The organism is Frankia sp. CeD, from assembly GCF_000732115.1.
In the GTDB taxonomy this organism is placed as follows: Bacteria; Actinomycetota; Actinomycetes; order Frankiales; family Frankiaceae; genus Frankia; species Frankia casuarinae.
Genome location: NZ_JPGU01000061.1, coordinates 1 through 17,741, shown reverse-complemented (window position 1 = coordinate 17,741; position 17,741 = coordinate 1). Strand labels below are relative to the sequence as shown.

Below are 17,741 nucleotides of genomic sequence, written 5' to 3'. Positions count from 1 at the left end.
CGCAGGCTGGCCGCGTCCACGATCGCCGATGACCACCGGAGCGGCCACACGAGACACGCTCTATGTGCAGGTGCTGGCCCGGTTGACCAGCGGGCTGCACTTTCAGCGCCGGGATCTTCCCGCGGAGCCGGCCGCGGGCCAGCTCCGCNAGATACTCGGGGTTCCGCTCCCCGGCGATCATCTTCTCCAGGATCGCCCGGCCGGAGACTCCCAGCGGCTGGGAGGCGACGCTGGTGAGTTTCACCCCGGCGTCCTGCATCAGCTTCTCCAGCCGCTGGACCTCGCGGGTCTTCTCCTCCACGACCGTGCGCCGCGCCCGGGTGAGGTCGCGCAGGTCCCGGAACGGCTTCGGGGGAACGAACGACGGCCGGACCAGGCCGTGCGCGACGAGGTCCGCAAGCCACGCGGCGTCGGCCACATCCGTTTTCCGGCCTGGTACGTTACGGACATGCGCGGCGTTGAGAAGCCAGCATTCGAACTGGTCTTCCAGCAGGCGGAAGACAGGTTTCCAGTAAACCCCTGTTGATTCCATTCCCACGACCGTGACCTTGTTCTGGGCCAGCCAGTCCGCGAGGAGACCTAACGAACCCCCGGTCGTGGTGAACGTGCGGACCTCGACTTTCGGATGCGCCGGGATAAACCGGCCTTAGGATAAGGAGTAGCGATCCACGACGACCCCGAGCCATGTGGCTGCTTCCGCAAGGGGGCGGCTGAAGCGTTGGTAGGGGCACGTGTAGGCCAGGCTATTGAGCCGCGAAATGAGAAGACCGGGTGCGCCGACGTGGTCGAAAGCACGGAAGGCAACACCGTCGCGAGCGCTAGACGCGAGTTCGGGACGGGCCCCGCGCGGTCGGAGAACCATGGCATGCACGGAATCCNCAGGCACGAGAACCGGGAGATCCCGTACCCGCCCGTCGGTGTGATGGCCGGCGGGCCGTCCAGGGAACGCCAAGGCGGTAATCCTGGGATGCACGGGTGCGGGAGGTCAGACACGCCCATAGTACCTGTGAACCAGCCGAACAGAGCCGCGAGAGTGGTTGCGGAGGCGGGGGAGGAAAGGGCGTGGCCAAGGGGAACACGGCCAGCGAAACACGTTCCGGACGCAGAGCCGGGTCAGGCGTGTCAANCCCGTTGGTCCGTGTGCGCCAAGCCGCACGGCGGGACAGGAAGATGCGGTTCACCGCGCTGCTCCACCATGTTGATCTGGCTCGCCTGGAGGCGGCGTTCCGGGCGGTTCGCCCGAAGGCCGCGCCGGGCGTGGATGGGGTGACGTGGGAGGAGTACGAGCAGGACCTCCAGCGCAACCTGGTCGGCCTGCACGACCGGATCCACTCGGGGCGCTACCGGGCGAGTCCCTCGCGGAGGGTGTACATCGCGAAGGCGGACGGGCGGCGGCGGCCGCTCGGCATTGCCACGCTGGAAGACAAGATAGTCCAGCGGGCCGTCGTCGAGGTGCTCAACGCGGTCTTCGAGGAGGACTTCGTCAACTTCTCGTACGGGTTCCGGCCCGGGCGTAGCCAGCACATGGCGCTCGACGCGCTCGCGGTCGGTATCCAGCGGAAGAGGGTGAACTGGGTTCTTGATCTTGATATTAAGGAGTTCTTTTCGAGCCTCAACCATCAGTGGCTCGTCAGGTTCCTTGAGTACCGGATCGCGGACAAACGGCTCCTGCGCCTCATCGAGAAGTGGTTGCGTGCGGGAGTGGTAGAAAACGGCGAGTGGGCGGAGACGACGGTCGGATCACCGCAGGGGGCTTCGGCGTCGCCGTTGCTCGCTAACGTGTACCTGCACCACGTCTTCGACCTGTGGGCGCAGTGGTGGCGGAATCACAATGCGCACGGAGATGTCATAGTCGTACGTTTTGCCGATGACGCGATCGTCGGGTTTCAGGCCGAGGACGACGCGCGGCGGTTCCTTGCTGATCTCCGTGAGAGGTTCGCGAAGTTCGGCTTGGAGTTGCACCCTGACAAGACCCGGTTGATCGAGTTCGGGTGGTTCGCCGCCGTGAACCGGTCGCGCCGTGGGGAGGGCAAGCCCGAGACGTTCAGCTTCCTGGGCTTCACGCACCTGTGTGCGACGGGGAAGAAGGGCTTCTTCTGGGTGAGGCGTGTCACGGACAAGCGGCGTATGGCGGCGAATCTCCGGGAGATCAACACCGAGGCGAAGCGGCGCCGTCACCAGCCCATCCCCGATCAGGGGCAGTGGTTGCGCAGCTTTGACGCCACTACCCAAGGCAGGAGCCCAGCGCGGTAGTTCCGCTCGCTGGGATCTGTGCGGGGGCCGCCCGTAAGGGCGGTCCCCACCGCGATCGGTTTTCTTGCCCGGACTGGATCCGCACCGCCGCGGCCACCGTGTCCCGATGAACGTCGAGCCCCGCGCAGCGCGGGAACACAACCTCCACCCCTACCTCCCTTCCCAACCAGGAAACACCCTCCAAGGTGCGTTACCCGGGGAATCCTGAACACGGAAACTGAGGAACGCGCTCACGGCAGCAGGAACAAGTGCCCCAGGCCTCCGCCGCCATACTCAAACACGGGCTCGTCCGCACCAGAGACAGCCGACGTCGACCGGGCAACGCCCCACCATCATCCCAGACACGGCCCGGCACCCAGCAAACAGCCCACCGCAGCCCCATCAAATTCTCAGACAAAATCATCCTGTGGCTATCCGACGTTCCACAGCCGCACGGTGCGCTCGTTGCCGCCGCTGGCCAGCGGTGTGCCCGTCCGGGCGAAACGCCCCCGACAACACCCCGTCGGTGCGTACGAGTGGCGGGCGGCACCCNGGAGCGTCTTCCAGGCCAGGCGAGCAGCCCGGTCAACGGTTCGGGAACCGGGTCACCCAACGGCGCTGCCAGGGGGTCTCGACGGCCCGGTGGTGATGGTGTTCCCGGGTCCAGGCGACAGCGTCCGGTGGGTCCAGTCCGGCCAGAACGGCGAGGCAGGCAAGGACGGTGCCGGTGCGGCCGACGCCGCCCCCGCAGGCGACTTCGACCGCCGTGCCGGCCCGTGCCTGCTCGTGCAGCGCCCGGATGTGCCGGGCGGCCTGGTCCTGGTCACGGGGACAGGAGGAAGTCGGGCCAGTCGATCCACGTGCGCGGCCAGTCCAGCTCCCCGTCGTGGCGGCGGCGAAGACGGCTGGTTCCCAGGTAGAGGCCGAAGTCAGGCACCGGTCCCCTCGGTAGCGGGCGGCGCAGACCGCGGCCGCGTACCCGGCAGCCGTCCGGAAGCCGCAGGGCCCGCACGAGCGGCGGGCCGCTCACCGGGCCACGCCTGCGACCTGCCCGGCTGATCGAGAACTCCACATCTGGCCCTCCGTCTGTCCGTCGCATCCCGCCACCCCGCCACCCCGCCACCGTCAACCATCCTGACACAGAGCGGTTCGACCAGGACGAGGCACGCAGCTGACCGGCACCGGCTGCAAAAGGCAAAGGCAAGGAGGTTGCCCGCTCCTTGCATCCGACCCTACCCGAGCTGGAATACCCGAATCGGCGGATCCGGATCACGAAACCGGGCAGACTGGTGCCTTCACCGCCAGCCGGTCGAAGAACACGGGCCGGTAGATAGCGGAACGCTGGAAGAGCCCCTACGCAAAAATCTGACAGGCTCTCACTGCTACATCAGGCTGGAAATCCTCGCCAAATCCGACCCGGCCGGCGACGGACTCACACGACACGCACAAGATAGNCGTGATACCACGACCACTCACCGCATAACCTGAACACGGAGGATCGCGCAGGGACGATCTTCTAACACCACACCAGCGGACGTGACCCGAACATCGATCGGGAGAGGAATCCGATGACGCGCAAGCACCTCGTCAGCACAGCAGCGAGCGCTGCACTTGCCGCCGGGCTGGCCCTGACCGGCGCAGCACCGGCCCGGGCAACTACCGCCCACGTCGCCCGCAGCGTGGCCACTCCCGACTCCCGCGCCTCCTACCGGCTGTGGACCCAGCGCGGATACGGGTACGCCGACGTTACCAAGACCTGGTCTGCCCAAAAGGGCTACCCGGGCTTCTACCATGGCACCGTCTCAGGCTGGGTCTACCATTACCACGCTCCCGCCAACCGCAAGGTCGCGGTGCAGGTGAGCGCCGACGGCCGTGTTTTTCCCCCGGAGGGCGCGACATCGAGCTACCGGTACTTCTCCGTCAAGTACGCCTACACCAAGCGGGTTCTGGTCCGCGCCTGCCTGTACCGCTCCGGCGCCAAGGGCGTGTCCTTCTGCGGCCCCTNGAAGTGACCAGCGGGCATTCCCCGTTGGCCGCCGTCAACTCCGCGCTCCGCGCGTCCTGCGACGCGCTGCCCGCGGCCAGGTGCGCGATCCACACCGGCCAGGTGAACCCGGGACAGGACGCCCGGGCGTGGAGTGGGTAGGCCTGTTGAGGTGGACGGGCGGGCCTCGCGTCCTCCTGCCCGACGATTAGCGTTAGCGTCGTTGTGCCTGCTCAGGGGCGGATGCGCCGGCTGGCCGCGAGGAGCGCCAGCGCCGCGACCTGCACGGCGGCGGTGACGGCGATGAGGGCGGGGATGGACAGGTCGTAGAGCGCGCCGGCCAACGCGCCGCCGCCGGCGGTGGTCGCGCCGACCACGCCGGCGAAGACGCCGTAGGCGCTGGCCCGGCGGGCGGGCGGGACGAGGTCGGCGACGGTGGCCCGCAGGGTGGATTCCTGCACGCCGATGGCCGCTCCCCACACCAGCGTCCCGGCGACGGCCAGCGCGGGGGTGTTGGTGAACGCCAGCGCCGGGACGGCGGCGGCCAGCGGCGGCAGCACGGCGAGCACACCGGGGCCGTGGCGGTCGTAGGCCCAGCCGGTCGCGAGCGCGGCGAGGGCGTCGACGCCCATGGCCGCGGCGTACACGACAGGCACCGCGGCCACCGGCAGCAGGCCACGGGTGACCGCGTGGAAGGACAACACGCCGAACGTCGCCAGCCCGGTGGTGGTCGCGGCCGTGAACCCGGCATACGTCCAGAACGCCCGGGGTAGTCGGGCCCGGGGCGCGGCGGCCGGGGCCGGGCCGGTACGGGGGACGGGCACGGCCGGCGGCTCGTCCGGCTCGTAGCCGGCCGGGTCGGGCACGCGGGCCCGCAGCCAGAGCAGAACAGCAAGGACACCCAGGCCGGGCAGGGCCAGGACGCCGAGCGCCGGGCCGTAGCCGGCGCCGGAGGCGAGCACCGCGGCGACGAGCAGCGGCCCGGCCAGCGCGCCGAGCTGGTCCATCGCCTCGTGCACGGCGAACCCGCGGCCCCGGCCGGTGGCGGCGGTCGCGTGGGAGAGCAGCGCATCCTTGGCCGGGCTGCGAACCGCCTTCCCGACCCGTTCGGCGATCACCAACAGGCCGGCCGCCCACAGCACGCCGGTCACGCCGAGCAGGGGCACGGCGGCGACGGTCAGCGTGTAACCGGCGATCGTCCACGCCCAGAACCGGCCGGTGCGCTCCGCCAGCGGCCCGCAGACCAGCCGGGGCAGCAGCGCCGCGGCCTCGCCCACCCCGGTGACGACACCGACCACGACCGCCGACGCGCCGAGGGAGGCCAACAGCGGCCCGGTGACCGACCGGGCGCCTTCGTAGACGACGTCCGCCAGCATGCTGACCACGCCGAAGACCAGGACAAACCGCCACGGCCGTAGCCTGACCGCGGCGGCGGGCGCTGTGCTCGTGCCGCCGTGCGCCGGTCGGATCACCCCCACACCGCCCGCGCCAGGGCCGCGCCGAGAGCGGCGGCGCCGAACGCGGCGAGCACACTGCCGGCGACGTTGGCCGCGGCCAGCAGCCGGGCGCCGTCCTCGGCCAGCCGCAGCGTTTCGTAGGAGAACGTCGAGTAGGTGCTCAACGCCCCGCACAGCCCGGTCCCCACCAGCGACACCACCTGCTCCGACGCCACCCACGCCGGCGGCGCGCCCGCGCCCGCGGCGCCGGCGACCAGGCCGAGGAGCAGACTGGCCGTGACGTTGACGGTGAACGTACCCCAGGGAAAGACCGTGTCGTGTCGGGTCTGCACCGCCCGGTCGGTCAGATAGCGCAGCGGCGCACCGGCCGCGGCCCCGGCGATCACCAGCAGCCAGTTCACCGACTCGCCTCCCGGCCGACGTAGCGGATCACTTCGACCTCGTCGAGGATGACCAGCCCCTCGGTGACGAGTTCATCGAGTTGCGGGAGGAAGGCCCGTACCCGTTGCTCGTCATCGACGATGACCACCGCCACCGGCAGGTCCTCGCTCAGCGACAGCAGCCGGGCGGTGTGCACGATCGAGGATGCGCCGAACCCCTCCACGCCCCGGAACACGCTCGCCCCGGCCAGCCCGGCGCGGTGCGCCCGGTGCACGATCTCGCTGGCCAGCGGCCGGTGATGCCACACGTCGCTCTCCCCGACGAACACCGTCAGCCGCAACGCCCGGCCGCTCAACCTCATCACGCCCGCCTTCCCGCGACCCGTCGCGTCCTCGCCACGAACCATCGCATCGCAGCCGCCGCCGCCCACACCGCGCCCAGCGCGGCGAGGACGCTCAGCACCAGGTACGCCAGTGCCAGCCCGGTCCGCCCGCCGTCCACCAGCCGCTGCGCGTCGAGCGCATACGTGGAGAAGGTGGTGAACCCGCCCAGCACCCCGGTGCCCAGGAACGGGCGGACCAGCGGATGCACCGTCCGCACGTCGGTGATCAGCACCATCAGCACACCGATCGCCGCGCAACCGGCCGTGTTCACCGCCCAGGTGGTCCACGGGAACGTGCCCGGCATCGTCGGCCACACCAGCGACGCCCCGTACCGGGCACATGCCCCCNCCGCCCCACCGGCCGATATCACCGCCAGCAGCAGGACCGCGACCGGCGCGTGACGAAGCTGCCGGCGCCGCACCGGGACAGGCCCATCACCATCAGGGCTGGTGCCATCAGGGCTGGTGCCATCAGGGTCGGTCGGTGCACCGACCGTCTGCTCGGTGTCGTCCACGCCCGCCCCCTACCTGCGCGACACCCGGGCCAGCCAGGCATGACTTGTCACAGGTAGGGACCGTTGGCGGCGCGCTGCCGCGGTTCGGGTCCGGCGGGCCCCACCGCCGCGCGGTGACCGAAAGCCGCCGCCGTCACACCATACCGGCTTCACTGCCACCGGTTCACCGCCACCGGTTCACCGCCACCGGTTCACCGCTACCGCCGGACGTCGTCAGCCCCCACCAGGATGCCGGCAGCCGCCAGGCCGGGCGTGCTCAGGCGGCAGGCAGGAGTTCCCCGATGAGTTTTTCGACGCGGGCGCGGATGTCGTCGCGGATGGGTCGGACGGCGTCGAGATCCTGGCCGGCGGGGTCGTCGAGTGCCCAGTCCTCGTAGCGGATGCCGGGGAAGACGGGGCAGGTGTCGCCGCAGCCCATGGTGATGACGACGTCAGAGGCCTCGACGGCGTCAACGGTGAGGATTTTCGGGGTTTCGGCGGTGATGTCGATGCCGACCTCGGCCATCGCGGCGGCGGCGACGGGGTTGATCCGGTCGGCGGGTATGGAGCCGGCAGAGCGGACCTCGATCTTCCCGGCGGCGAGACGGGTCAGCCAGCCGGCGGCCATCTGGGAACGGCCGGCGTTGTGGACGCAGACGAACAGCACCGAGGGCTTCGCAGACACGACGGTGTCCTTTCCGGTCGGGTTGCCCAGGTCGATCACGAGACACCTCCAGGAAGACGTGAAGGGGCGGCGCCGTTGGGTGCCACGGCGCTGTCCGGGTGGGTGAGCAGCACCCCGGCGGCCTGCGCCGGGCCGGCGGGAGTCGGCGGGNAGAGCAGCCGCACCAGCCCGTAGCCGACCGCGCCGCCCACCGCCTGGGCGGCGATGAACGCGGGCACCGAGGCGGGGGCGATCCCGGCGAAGGTGTCGGAGAACATCCGCCCGATGCTGATCGCCGGATTCGCGAAGCTGGTGGAACTGGTGAACCAGTAGGCCGCGCCGATGTAGGCGCCGACCGCGGCCGGTGCCCGCTCACCCCGCCCGGACCGCACCAGCGCGAAGATCAGCAGGATGAGGCCGGCGGTCGCGACGACCTCGGCGAGCAGATGCGCCCCGGACGCCCGGTGATGCGTGGAGATCGACACCGCCGACCGGTCGAATATCAGGTTCGCCAGCACCGCCCCGGCGACGCAGCCGAGGATCTGGGCGGGCAGGTAGGCGACGGCGTCCCGCCACGACAGCCCCCCAAACGCGGCGTCAACCACCGTGACCACCGGGTTGACATGCGCCCCGGACACCGGCCCAACCATCAGAATGATCGCGTAGAGGCCGGCGGCGGTCGCCGCGGCGTTCTCGACCAGCTGCAGGCCTGTCTGGTCCGGGCTGAGCNGCGCCGCGGCGATCCCCGACCCGACAACCAACGCGGCGAGCAGCATGGCGCCCAGCGCTTCGGCGGCCAACCGCCGCACCAGCGGCGGCCGGCCCTCCCCGTTGTCTGTCACCGTTCGCTCTCAGTGACCGGTGCCGGCGGTGGCCGGCTCGATCGTCACCNCCGGCACCGTGGGAGCGCACACCNGCCCACAGCCACACGCCGACCCGGGAGCACCCCCNGCCCCCGGTTCCACGGTGCGCAGCTGCGGGCCCGCGCCCTCGGCGATATCGGCGAGCACCGTGTAGATCTCCCACGGCGCACCGTCCGGATCATCCACCCACACCTTGTCCTGCAGCGCGTAGCAGCAGGCGGTGTTCNNNTCNNCNGCCGTCACCAGCCCCGCCTCCCGCAGCCGGCTGGCGGCGGCCGAGACCTCCTGCGAGGTCTCGATCTCCACCCCGAGATGGTTCAACGCCCCCGCCACCCCCGCGCCGCGGGCGTCCGGGTTCTCGATCAGCACCAGCTTCAACGGCGGCACGTCGACGGCGAAGTTCGCATANCCCGCCCGCCGCTTCGCCGGCCCGACCCCGAACAGCGTCGTGTAGAACTCCACCGCCGCGTCCACGTCCGAGACGTTCAACGCCAACTGCACCCTGGCCATCCAGCCCACCCCTTACATCGACACCCATCTATGTTCTTGCGGGCCGAGGATGACCGCAAACATAGACGTCTGTCAATGGCTGGGGCATGTNGGCGGCACGGCGACCGCCTCCCCACCGGCGGGCCTCCCGGTCGTCGACCCGGTCATCACCCCCGCGGCGGCCGGCCCGCCCGGTCTCGCCGGGAGGATCTTCGCGTGCCGCGCTCCACTCGCCCGCGCCCCGCTGTGCGCCGACCGGGGCCGGCGACCGTTACGCCGGCCCGCGCACCGGCGAAGTCGTCGCCTTTCCGGATAATCCTCACGGTGAGCCTGAATCGCAAAGGCCATGAATCGCAAAGGCCCTGAATCACGAAGACGCTGAATCACGAAGACGCTGAATCACGAAGACGCTGAATCGCGCAGACCGAGAGAAGACCGAGACTCAAGAGCCCGCCGCTGTCGGGACGTCAGGGCAGATCGTACCGCGCTTCGGGAGTATCAGGTCGACCAGGTAACGCTCGACAGCCTGGCGGACGCAGCCACTGTCCTGGAAGTAGGCGGTGTGCGTGTAGGAGCGCCATGTCAACAGCACGCTGTTGGCGAGTTGACGGGCGAGGGACACAGCCCCGGAGTAGGGCGTTGCCGGGTCGCCGGTGCTGCCGACGAGGAGAATCGGCGCAGCGCCGGTGGCGTGGAACGGTCCGGTGTAGCGGGAGGCAGCCTTAACCGGCCAGACCACACAGGCAAGGGCACCGAGACCAGAAAGCAAGCCGAAATGGGGACTCTCGCGGTTGAGTTCGTCAGCAAGTCGCTGGTAGGCGCCCACGGTCGGGAAGACCTTGTCGGCGCAGGTGATGGCCGTATGCGCGGCGATGGCCGTATGCGCGACATCGGCGCTGGTGGAGGTGCTGTACGGCAAGGGGAGGATGGCCCCGATCGGGTCCTGCGCTGCGAAGGAGAGCAGCTTGGAACCGTCGTTGTTGTCGTCGGCCAGTGCCAATGCTTCCGCGAGCCGCGGCCACATGGCATGGGAGTACAGCGCGGACCGGACCCCGATCATGGCGGTCACCCAGTTGAGCGTGCGGGCGGCGCCGGTGTCCTTACCGCCGGCCGGGATCGGCTTCTCGATGAGCCGTTCGACCAGGCGGTCGAAGGCGCCGGCCGGGTCGCCGTGGCCGAAGCCACAGTTGGGCCGGGCCTTGCAGTCGGCGAGGAATGCGCCCAGCGCGGTCTCGAAGCCCTGCGCCATTCGGCGTAGGTCCTCCTGCGGTTGGTTCATCCACACGTTCGGATCTTCTACGCCGTCCAGCACCAGCGCCCGGATCCGGGTCGGGAACATGCTGGCGTAGGTGGCGCCCAGCACGGTGCCGTAGGATCCCCCGTAAGAGGTGATCTTGTCCTCGCCGAGCGCGGCTCGCAGCAGATCGAGATCCCGGGCCGCGGCCTCGGTCGACAGGTACGGCAGTTCAGCACCGCTGAACCGTACACAGCCCTGCGCCCACTGACGCCTGTCGTCAACCAGCTCCTGGTACACGTCGTCATCCTCACTCCCAGCGCGGGAAGCGCGGGAGTCGATCGCGAACGGGGAGGTGGCGGCCGGCGGATCATTATCCTGCCCGCTGCTGCAACGGACCGGCGCGCTCCCACCGACACCCCGCTGGTCGAACCCGACGATGTCGAAACGGTCGCGCAACGACGCGCCGAAGAAGCCCAGCCAGTCGCGGATGAACCCGACTCCCGACTGGCCCGGCCCACCGGCCAGCATCACCAGCGAGCCGATCCGCCGGTGTGGCTGGCGAGCCGGAGCACGGATCAACGCCAGGTTGATCGTGCCTGCGGCAGGCCTGGCGTGGTCCAACGGAACGGGCAGAGTCGCGCACTCCAACCCGTTCTCACACGGTTTCCAGGTTAGCTTTGTCCGGGTGGCCGCGGCGGCGGACCCAGACAAGCCCGACCCTGATATACCGGTCAGCAGCGGCAGGCTTACCGCAAGCACGGCAGCAAGGAATGGGCGTGGTATACGGGCTGATCGGGACGGGCGCATCTGGCCTCCGCTCTCCGGTTCGGTCGAGTGCGTGGCGCTTGCGCCCACCTGCCAGCATGAGCATGCATATAGGCCTCGTTCCAGGAACTCGCCCTCACCCGGCCGGGTGGCGTCAGCGAGCTTTACCGCCGGAAATGTCGCGCAGCCCGTACCCGAGGTAGGTGAGCGAGCGTCTGCCGAACCCTCCCGGCTCCCCTTTTCGTCTTCTCGCCGTGACGGCGGCGGCCACGACCCGCCCGCGGGCGCCAAGACGGGTGTTGGCCGCGGTGGAGCCGCCGGGCCGGTGTGCTGCCCCGTCCCCTCGTTACCGTCGCACGGCATGCCGTCGGGTGCGACCGGGGACTGACACATCGTGGTTCCTCACCAGCTCACCCTGGCCTGGCGCCGTGACGATCGGCGCTAGATCGTGACCGACTGCCACTCCCGCGGCCCTCACGGACCCGGCCGAGGCGACATCCGTCGTGCTCGCCCCATCCGGGCCGGACCAGCTCACGGGCGGAGATCCAACAGGCGCACCGGCTGACCCGCCCACCGGTCCGGCGCCGCCGTCGCGATCACCGCGCCCTCGGGACGCTCCGGGGCGGGCTCGGCCGCGTACCGCACGTGCGCCGGCGCCCACCCGGTATCACGGGCCACCGCGAGCGCGGCCGCCAGGTCCAGCTCCACGATCGTCACCGCGGGCAGCGCGGCGATGTGTTCGGCGGTCCCCGGCCGGGCCCGGTCCGCCTCCACCAGCGCACACGCCGGCGCGTACAGAAAGTGCCCCGGCCCGGTGTGAGCGCGTTGGATCAGCCGGGAGGCCAGCACGTTGCCGTAGCCGGCCGAGACCATCGCGGTCTCGTCCAGCACCACATGCAGCGCGTCGCTCACCGTCCCAACGCCCGTGCCAGCCGCCGGTCCAGCTCGGCGTCGGCCTGCGCGGCCTCCTCCTCCGTCGGGTCGTAACCACTCCACTCCCGCAGCACCGCCCGCGCCCGCTCGGCGCGCTCAGCCCGCTCCGCTGGCGTCAGCAGCGNGCTCGCCAACCGGGCCAGATACGCCCGCAACGACAGCCCCTCCGCCGCCGCCACCTCAGCCAGCCGATCCCGCGCCTCCGCCGGAATCCGCACATTCGCATCCGCCATGGACAGCCTCCTTTCACCCACCCCACAGGATACGGGTACGTTCGCGTACCCGTATCGAACCCCGGCTACCTGGTAGCGGCGGCCAGCCAGATCAGGGGCGCAGAACTGCCGGCCCGGCCAGCATTTTCGCTGTGATGATCGCGTTGGTGACGACAGTGAGGCAGCGGGCCTGGTCGGTCTGCTGCTCGGGCCCGGAAAGCCGCTACCCTCAAGGCCGTTATCCTCTGCTGCAACCGACCGGAGCGGGGGAAACGATCTTCACCTACGAGTTCGCCACGGTGGAATGGTTGTGGGACCAGGGGTCCATCCGGGTCAACATGCCCCGGGGTAAGGAGCGGATGTTCCCCGGCAGCTACGACGAGCTGGTCACGGTACTGTCCGACCTCGGCGGCCAGGGCTGGGACGTGGCCACGTGCGCGGCCACCGGGAACTGGCTGTTCTGGACGCTGCGGCGGCAACGCTGATGTCGGGCTGAATGGGACGGGGGTTGACGTGGCGAACCTGCGCGGCTCGCCAGCCGCGCCCGCGGCGGCGGGTCAGCAGAAGGCGACCATCTCGCGTAGCCACTCGCCCAGCTTGGCGATTTCGGTGGCCGACGCGGTGCCCAGCGGTGTGGACCGGGTGAACCGTTGGGTGGATACCGCCGTGATCTCCTCGGTGCGCGCCCAGCTCGGCCGGTCCAGGCCGGACTCGGGCGAGTCGATGCGCACGTGATGGTCCAGGCCCCGGTCCCGCGCGGTCAGGGGCACCACGAGGGCCATGTCGATCGGGAACCGGCAGTGCGTCGCCGAGCCGACCACCACGGCCGGGCGCGGGCCGCCCTGCTCGTGCCCGATCGGCTGACCGAAGTCCACCAGCCACACCTGCCAGGACGCGAGGCTCAGCGCCCGGCTCACCGGTGGTACTCCGGATACTCCTCACGTGCATCCGGCAGGCCGTCGCCGGCCGCGTCGTCGGTCAGCCGCGCCTCGGCCCGGTAGCTGGCCCACTCCTCGGGGTCGGCGCGCAGCTCCTCGTACCGCCGCATGATGCGGCTGATCTTGTGTTCCTTGACCAGGCGCCGGACCGCCTCGCCCAGCGGCACGCCATGGAAGTCCCGCTCGGCGATCTCCGCCAGTTCGTCGCGTAGCCCGCTGTCCAGCTGCATAGATGTCGTAGCCATACACTCCAGTGTGGCACGTGCTATGGACCAAGCTATGGCCATGGGTCGAGCTGCGGCCGTAGACCGACTCGGTCATGGTCAAGGACGCTGGCCGCTTCGTGCTGTGGGTCGCCCATGTCGCCCGTGCTCGGCGCGATGGTGCCTACGGGGCTCGATGCCCGGCCGCAGGTCCCCGGCCGCACCAGCCTGATCGGGCACGGTTCGGATCGCCGTTCCCCGCGCCAGACATACGCTCGGACGAACGTTGACGTCGTCAAGCGTCGCCCGCGCCCGACCGGCCGATGCGCACCCGGCCGGCATTCCGGGTGACGTGCACCTGCTGTGACCAGCCACGTGCCCTGACCACTCACGTGCCCTGACCATCGGACCGGCTTCGGACAGAACGACGTATCGAGCTCCTGACCCGGGGAGGGACGGGGCCGCCGGCAGGACCACGCGGCACAGGGAAACGGTGGTCCGATCGGAACACGTCACCGGATGTTGCTTTCGTATACCTCATGACACACACAGTAAACACTACCCTTACGTTAGGGTTGAATGGTGTCGGTGCGTGATCGCCCACGAGGCCGGCGATCGAGCAGCGTNACCGGCGCCGGATGTCCACGGAAAACGGATGTTCGGTGGGAAAGGAACGTCCGGAGGAAAGGGACCACACCGCATGACCGATCAGCACCCACCGTTCGCCAGGTCTCCCCGCCGGGTCCCCCACCAGCGAAGCCCCACAGCGGAGCCGATACCCGTACCCACACCCAGGGCCGGCACGCTGGCCGCGGCCTTCGATCCTCACCGCAACAACCTCAACGCGCTGCGTCTCATCCTGGCCGGCGCGGTGCTCGTGTCCCACTCATGGCTGTTCGTCCGGGGAGAACCGGATCCGTTGACACGTCTGCCCGGTGCCCCCGACCTCGGCACGTTCGCCGTGGACGGCTTCTTCCTCCTCAGCGGCTTCCTGATCATCCGTAGCCACCTGCGGGCACCATCCACCGCCCGTTTCCTCTGGCACCGGTTCCTGCGGGTCGTGCCCGCCTTCTGGGTCTGCCTCGCGCTGACCGCCGTCGCGATCGGTCCACTGCTGTGGCGCCTGAACCGGGGCACCACCGCCGGCTACCCCTGGACCGGCCATGACTCGGCGGTCCGCTACCTGCTCGTCAACGCGGCGCTGAAGATGAACCAGTTCAACATCGGCGACCTACGCGCCGGGCAGGCCGTGGACGGCCCCCTGCACACCCTGTTCTTCGAAGCGCTGTGCTACCTGATGGTCGGCGTTTTCGGCACGGTGGGGATCCTGCGCCGCCGCCGCGGGCTCGTCCTCACCCTCGCCGTCGGCGGGTGGCTGCTCGCCGTCGGCGGGGCGCTCCTCGGCGCCAACCGGCTCACCGACTCCCACATCCTGAAGTACACGGCCGTCTTCCTCATCGGGGCGGCGATGTTCCTCTACGCCGACCGCATCCCGCGCAGCCGGGCCCTACTCATCGCCGCCGCCGCCCTGCTCGCCGCGGGCCTGCTCATCCCCCACGCCTACCGGCCCCTCGCCCTGGCCCCGCTGGCCTACCTGCTGCTGTACGCCGGAACCGGACGGGGGCTGTCGCGGGTGGGGGCGCGCCGCGATCTGTCCTACGGCATCTACGTCTACGCCTGGCCGCTGCAACTGCTCCTGCTCGAAGCCGGGGTCGATGCGGGTATCGGTACGGGTGCCGTCGTCGTGCACATCGCGGCCTCCCTCGCCGTCACCTCCCTCGCCGCCCTCGCAAGCTGGTATGCCATCGAAGCACCCGCCCTTGCGCTGAAATCCTGGCAACCGCCGTCGCCAAGACGTTCGACGGACGCGGGTGCGGCGCACCTGTTCGTCCCGCGGAGCCGTTGACCCCCCGCAAAGGCCGACGCAACGCCCTACCCCACAGATGGATCTTCTAAGTAGCAGATCGTCCGGGTCGACGCAGCGGCCGAAGGATCCACGGTCGTGATCGATCCGGTGCCGGCGGTNCAGGCGGCGGCACCGGCCGGCGGTGCCCACGAGCGACTCGCCGCGGCTGGTGCCGCCGGGCTGGTGCTGCTCAGCAGCGGCAGCACCGGCACCCCGAAGGCGATCTTGCACAACCTAGACGCGATCATGGAAGACAAGCTCGGGAAACGGGCGCGCACCGGCGGTCGGCCCGCCAACATCCTCATGTTCCTGCTGTTCGACCACATCGGCGGCATCAACTCGCTACTCGGCGCGCTGCGCGCGGGCAACACCGCGATCGTGCCGCGGCAGCGGACGCCGGAGGAGATCTGCGCGCTGATCGAGCGATACCGGATCCGGTTGCTGCCCACCAGCCCGACCTTCCTGAACCTGATCCTCATCGGCGGCTAGGGTGAGTCCCCCTGCGTGGTGTAGATCGGGATCGGCTGGTCCTACGACTCCGAGGTGTTCTCCGGGGACCGGTTCTTCCTCTGCGGGGACGCCGCCTGCTTCACCGACCCGTTGTTCTCCCAGGGCGTCCACCTGGCCACCCAGTCCGCCGTCTCGGCGGCCGCCGCGATCGATCGGATCATCGCGCACGAGGACGAACTGGACGCCGTCCACCAGTGGTACGGGCGCAGCTACCGGGAAACCTACGAGCAGTACCACGAGTTCCTGGCGTCGTTCTACACGTTCGCCTCGTTCACCGAGCCGGAGTCGGAGTTCTGGCTGCGCCGCCGGATCAGCGAGTCGGACGACGACCGGCTGAACCGCAAACGATGGTTCGAACGGCTGGCCGCGGGCGACGACGACACCGACACAGCCCGGTCGGTCGCGGGCTTCCGGGACCGTGCCGCCACGATGATCTCCATCGGTCGGCACAAGCGCATGGATCTCAGCGACGAGTTCAGCGACGACGAACTCAACGGCGCGCGGGTCCGCTGGATCACCCACCTGACCAAGCAGCTGAACCGCATCACCTGGCTGCGCTGGAACGGCGACGAGGTCCTGCTGCGGCCGTACTACAAGGTCGAGCCGCTGAGTTTCCGGCTGGAACGCAAGCTGGTGATCGGGAACGAGCTGGGCCAGGACATGATCAAATATCCGTTGGAGGAAGAACACTGGCTCGTCTTCGAGGAACTCCTCAAGGACCGGGTCGGTTACCGGGCCCTGATCCGGCAGCTTGGTGACGCCGGAAGGCAGGATGTGAGCAGCCAGATCGTCATCCGACTGATGGAGACGGGTCTGCTGACCGGTTTCGACAAGAACGACAACCGGGTCCACATCCAGGACCGCCTGCGCTTCGACGGCGTGGGCACCGACTACGAGGTGTGAGCATGGAGCCAGCGGACGGCATGGAGCCAGCGGGCGGCGGCGAGCCGGCGGTGACGTATGTCTTCATCGCCGGCATCGGGAACTCGGGGCCGGAGCACTGGCAGTACATGTGGTACAAGCGGGCCGGCAACGGGGTCTGGGTGGACCACGAGTCCTGGGACAACCCGGTGCGCGACGCCTGGGTGAAGGACCTCGACGACGTGCTCACGGCGATCGACGGGCCGAAGATCCTGATCGCGCACAGCCTCGGCTGCACGCTGGTCACCGAATGGGCGTGCGAGCATGCCGACGACGCCATCACCGGGGCCTTCCTGGTGGCGGTGCCGGACGTGGGCGGGCCGCGGTTCCCGACCGGCGCGGTCGGGTTCGGCCCGCCGCGACACGACCCGTTGCCCTTCCCGACCGTCATTGTCGCCAGCGAGAACGACCCGTACGGCTCGCTGGCGCATTCCGTGGCGGCCGCCGGGAGGCTCGGCGCCCGACTGGTCAACGTCGGCTCGCGGGGCCACCTCAACGCGGACTCCGGGCTGGCGGACTGGCCGGCGGGCTGGTCCGTCTTCCGTGACCACTTCGCGGGCTGACCGCACGCCGGCTGTAACGGCATCGGCCGTAACGGCATCGGCCGCTGTGAAACCGGGCCCCGGGGGCCGGGGGGAGAGAAGGCGGGCGTGAAGGTTCTGGACGCGGGGCAGCGCGACACCGGCACGGGGTTCCAGCGCTGGAGCAACGGTGATCTGGCGGCGGTGGTGGGGGCTGCGGGCGGGGTGGGGGTGTCGACGGTGGTGGGCCTGCTGGCGCCACGGCCTGTGAGTAAGTATTCGGAAGTCGTGTGAGGGCATGGTTGTGGGCGGCGTGACTGTGGGTCACGCCGCGCCGGGTGGTGGTCAGCCGGGTGGCTGTTTCCACGTGGCGAGGTCGTCGGGGCTGGCCNGCCAGGGCAGGAACCGGTCGAGGTCGGTTCCCTGTGGGGGTTTGCCGCCGGCTCGGCCGCAGGCGTCGAGGTAGGCGGTCAGGTAGGTCAGCGTGTTCAGTCCGTGCTTCTCGGCGGTGCCCAGGACGGTCCAGACGGCGGCGGCGAGGGCCGCGGCGTCGTCGGTGCGGGAGCCGTAGGCGTTCTTGCGGGTCACGACCGGGCGGCGCGGGGCGCGCTCCGCGGCGTTGTTGTCAAGATCTACCATGGGGTAGTCG

The 17,741-nt window shown here is 69.9% G+C and carries 20 protein-coding genes and 2 pseudogenes; 7 read left to right on the top strand and 15 right to left on the bottom strand.

Annotated features, from left to right (window positions below):
• Positions 1-70: 70 nt before the first annotated feature.
• Positions 71-616 (bottom strand): annotated as a pseudogene (locus CED_RS19760) (transposase); the annotation flags it as partial.
• Between the two features lie 554 nt (positions 617-1,170).
• Between CED_RS19760 and ltrA the strand changes: the two are divergent.
• Complete coding sequence (gene ltrA / locus CED_RS19755; RefSeq protein ID WP_235187188.1) at positions 1,171-2,253, top strand: group II intron reverse transcriptase/maturase; 1,083 nt, start codon at positions 1,171-1,173, stop codon at positions 2,251-2,253.
• A 564-nt stretch (positions 2,254-2,817) separates the two neighbouring features.
• Here the strand turns inward: ltrA and CED_RS26395 are convergent.
• The 11 genes and pseudogenes from CED_RS26395 to CED_RS19695 all read right to left on the bottom strand — a co-directional run bounded on the left by CED_RS26395 (position 2,818) and on the right by CED_RS19695 (position 12,114).
• Positions 2,818-3,262, bottom strand: a pseudogene (locus CED_RS26395) (protein-tyrosine phosphatase family protein).
• Between the two features lie 1,187 nt (positions 3,263-4,449).
• A complete protein-coding gene (locus CED_RS19740) occupies positions 4,450-5,592 on the bottom strand; it encodes an MFS transporter (protein ID WP_051868951.1) in 1,143 nt (380 codons plus the stop codon).
• A gap of 92 nt (positions 5,593-5,684) precedes the next feature.
• On the bottom strand, positions 5,685-6,074 hold the full coding sequence (locus CED_RS19735) for a CrcB family protein (protein ID WP_011436736.1): 390 nt from the start codon (positions 6,072-6,074) through the stop codon (positions 5,685-5,687).
• Complete coding sequence (locus tag CED_RS19730; RefSeq protein ID WP_035733534.1) at positions 6,071-6,418, bottom strand: DUF190 domain-containing protein; 348 nt, start codon at positions 6,416-6,418, stop codon at positions 6,071-6,073. The genes CED_RS19735 and CED_RS19730 overlap by 4 nt, the downstream gene beginning before the upstream one ends.
• Positions 6,415-6,951, bottom strand: a complete 537-nt coding sequence (locus tag CED_RS19725) for a CrcB family protein (protein WP_084680872.1) — start codon at positions 6,949-6,951, stop codon at positions 6,415-6,417. Before CED_RS19725 ends, CED_RS19730 begins: the two co-directional genes overlap by 4 nt.
• Positions 6,952-7,207: 256 nt before the next feature.
• Positions 7,208-7,615, bottom strand: a complete 408-nt coding sequence (locus tag CED_RS19720; protein WP_035733532.1) for an arsenate reductase ArsC — start codon at positions 7,613-7,615, stop codon at positions 7,208-7,210.
• Positions 7,616-7,650: 35 nt separating this feature from the next.
• Positions 7,651-8,436 (bottom strand): aquaporin, encoded by a 786-nt coding sequence (locus tag CED_RS19715; RefSeq protein WP_035913134.1) that lies wholly within the window; start codon positions 8,434-8,436, stop codon positions 7,651-7,653.
• Positions 8,437-8,445: 9 nt separating this feature from the next.
• Positions 8,446-8,967 (bottom strand): ArsI/CadI family heavy metal resistance metalloenzyme, encoded by a 522-nt coding sequence (locus CED_RS19710; RefSeq protein ID WP_035913145.1) that lies wholly within the window; start codon positions 8,965-8,967, stop codon positions 8,446-8,448.
• 421 nt (positions 8,968-9,388) lie between these two features.
• Positions 9,389-10,831 carry an alpha/beta hydrolase gene (locus tag CED_RS19705; RefSeq protein ID WP_160172418.1) on the bottom strand — a complete coding sequence of 481 codons (1,443 nt, stop codon included), beginning with the start codon at positions 10,829-10,831 and terminating at the stop codon, positions 9,389-9,391.
• Positions 10,832-11,479: 648 nt separating this feature from the next.
• Complete coding sequence (locus CED_RS19700) at positions 11,480-11,860, bottom strand: hypothetical protein (protein ID WP_011436745.1); 381 nt, start codon at positions 11,858-11,860, stop codon at positions 11,480-11,482.
• Positions 11,857-12,114 (bottom strand): hypothetical protein, encoded by a 258-nt coding sequence (locus CED_RS19695; RefSeq protein WP_035913131.1) that lies wholly within the window; start codon positions 12,112-12,114, stop codon positions 11,857-11,859. The genes CED_RS19700 and CED_RS19695 overlap by 4 nt, the downstream gene beginning before the upstream one ends.
• 146 nt (positions 12,115-12,260) lie before the next feature.
• On the opposite strand from CED_RS19695, the gene CED_RS19690 reads away from it, so the two are divergent.
• Positions 12,261-12,578, top strand: coding sequence for a hypothetical protein (locus CED_RS19690; RefSeq protein ID WP_198031033.1), 318 nt, complete (start codon positions 12,261-12,263; stop codon positions 12,576-12,578).
• Between the two features lie 72 nt (positions 12,579-12,650).
• Here CED_RS19690 and CED_RS19685 read toward each other — a convergent pair whose 3' ends face one another.
• Positions 12,651-13,010, bottom strand: a complete 360-nt coding sequence (locus CED_RS19685) for a type II toxin-antitoxin system PemK/MazF family toxin (protein WP_035913129.1) — start codon at positions 13,008-13,010, stop codon at positions 12,651-12,653.
• Positions 13,007-13,276, bottom strand: a complete 270-nt coding sequence (locus CED_RS19680; RefSeq protein ID WP_035733467.1) for a hypothetical protein — start codon at positions 13,274-13,276, stop codon at positions 13,007-13,009. The genes CED_RS19685 and CED_RS19680 overlap by 4 nt, the downstream gene beginning before the upstream one ends.
• 658 nt (positions 13,277-13,934) lie before the next feature.
• On the opposite strand from CED_RS19680, the gene CED_RS19675 reads away from it, so the two are divergent.
• The 5 genes from CED_RS19675 to CED_RS24475 all read left to right on the top strand — a co-directional run bounded on the left by CED_RS19675 (position 13,935) and on the right by CED_RS24475 (position 17,386).
• Positions 13,935-15,140, top strand: a complete 1,206-nt coding sequence (locus CED_RS19675) for an acyltransferase (protein WP_011436750.1) — start codon at positions 13,935-13,937, stop codon at positions 15,138-15,140.
• 96 nt (positions 15,141-15,236) lie between these two features.
• Positions 15,237-15,629 carry an AMP-binding protein gene (locus CED_RS21745; protein WP_011436751.1) on the top strand — a complete coding sequence of 131 codons (393 nt, stop codon included), beginning with the start codon at positions 15,237-15,239 and terminating at the stop codon, positions 15,627-15,629.
• Positions 15,630-15,683: 54 nt separating this feature from the next.
• Positions 15,684-16,553: a tryptophan 7-halogenase gene (locus CED_RS19670; RefSeq protein WP_051868948.1), complete on the top strand. Its 870-nt coding sequence runs from the start codon at positions 15,684-15,686 to the stop codon at positions 16,551-16,553.
• Positions 16,554-16,555: 2 nt separating this feature from the next.
• Positions 16,556-17,134, top strand: coding sequence for an alpha/beta hydrolase (locus CED_RS19665; RefSeq protein WP_023840319.1), 579 nt, complete (start codon positions 16,556-16,558; stop codon positions 17,132-17,134).
• An 87-nt stretch (positions 17,135-17,221) separates the two neighbouring features.
• On the top strand, positions 17,222-17,386 hold the full coding sequence (locus tag CED_RS24475; protein ID WP_023840318.1) for a hypothetical protein: 165 nt from the start codon (positions 17,222-17,224) through the stop codon (positions 17,384-17,386).
• A gap of 51 nt (positions 17,387-17,437) precedes the next feature.
• Here the strand turns inward: CED_RS24475 and CED_RS19660 are convergent.
• A partial coding sequence (locus tag CED_RS19660; RefSeq protein ID WP_035913126.1) for a transposase occupies positions 17,438-17,741 on the bottom strand: 304 nt, incomplete at its 5' end.

Coding starts and splice junctions, on each gene's coding strand:
- ltrA (WP_235187188.1), top strand. CDS start 1,171: ATGCGGTTCACCGCGCTGCTCCACCATGTTGATCTGGCTCGCCTGGAG.
- CED_RS19740 (WP_051868951.1), bottom strand. CDS start 5,592: ATGCTGGCGGACGTCGTCTACGAAGGCGCCCGGTCGGTCACCGGGCCG.
- CED_RS19680 (WP_035733467.1), bottom strand. CDS start 13,276: ATGGCTACGACATCTATGCAGCTGGACAGCGGGCTACGCGACGAACTG.
- CED_RS19675 (WP_011436750.1), top strand. CDS start 13,935: ATGACCGATCAGCACCCACCGTTCGCCAGGTCTCCCCGCCGGGTCCCC.
- CED_RS19665 (WP_023840319.1), top strand. CDS start 16,556: ATGGAGCCAGCGGACGGCATGGAGCCAGCGGGCGGCGGCGAGCCGGCG.